This is a genomic window from Salinicola sp. RZ23, from assembly GCF_003206675.1.
In the GTDB taxonomy this organism is placed as follows: domain Bacteria; phylum Pseudomonadota; class Gammaproteobacteria; order Pseudomonadales; family Halomonadaceae; genus Salinicola; species Salinicola endophyticus.
On record NZ_PZJK01000026.1, the window covers coordinates 1 to 770 of the forward strand.

Consider the following 770-nt stretch of genomic DNA (forward strand, 5'->3'; position numbering starts at 1 on the left):
CCAGGCGCTGTGAACCTCCCCTGGGTTGCCGCACCCCGCATCGACTTATCCCCACCCCTGTTATCGAGATTTGGTGGCGACCGCCTGTGGATAGGTCACCGGCTTTCCTGTCTTTGCCCTGTCGGCAGCGCGCCTGGATAGTGCGTCGACACATCGATGCGCATGATAGTCGCCTTCGGCGTATTCGATTAGCCCGCTAACATTGACCCCTTCATACTGTCGTCAACGGTTGAGGCCGAGGCCCAACGCACTCATCGACCTGTAAGACAGTCACTGGAGGTTCCCCATGAAAACCCGTCTCCTTATCGCTATCGCCCTGATCGTGGCACTGCCGGCCGTCGCCCAGGCCAACAGTTTCGCCGAGAAGCAGGCCTTCGCTGCGCTGCACCAGCCGCTGAATACCCAGGTGGTGAGCGACTACCAGACGCTGCCGACCCGCTACAGCGTCGATACCGTCAGCGGTGGCCACAGCACCGCGGCCAACCAGGCCCTGGTTCAGGTCGCCGATCAGACCCAGCGCGGCACCCATTTGCGTGCCGGTAACGCCGACCTGGTCGGCCAGGGCCAAAGCGTGGCTGCCGCCCAGGCGCTGCAGAACGTCAATGCCGGTGGCCAGGGCAACGTCGACGTGAGCTTCGCCAGCCTCGACTGAGGTGCGCTCACACCCCGCATGACCAGCGCTCGCCCCTGACGTCTCCCTGAGACCCGCGAGCGTCGGATACCACACCTCCACTTCCCCGGCCCGCCCCCGCGCCGGGGCTTTTTGTGCG

At 64.7% G+C, this 770-nt stretch carries 1 protein-coding gene; it reads left to right on the top strand.

The genetic code is table 11. The annotated features are described in order from the left end of the window. Nucleotides 1–286 precede the first annotated feature (286 nt). A complete protein-coding gene (locus DOM67_RS19335; protein ID WP_110678894.1) occupies nt 287–652 on the top strand; it encodes a hypothetical protein in 366 nt (121 codons plus the stop codon). The last annotated feature ends 118 nt before the right edge of the window (nt 653–770 follow it).

Coding starts and splice junctions, on each gene's coding strand:
- DOM67_RS19335 (WP_110678894.1), top strand. CDS start 287: ATGAAAACCCGTCTCCTTATCGCTATCGCCCTGATCGTGGCACTGCCG.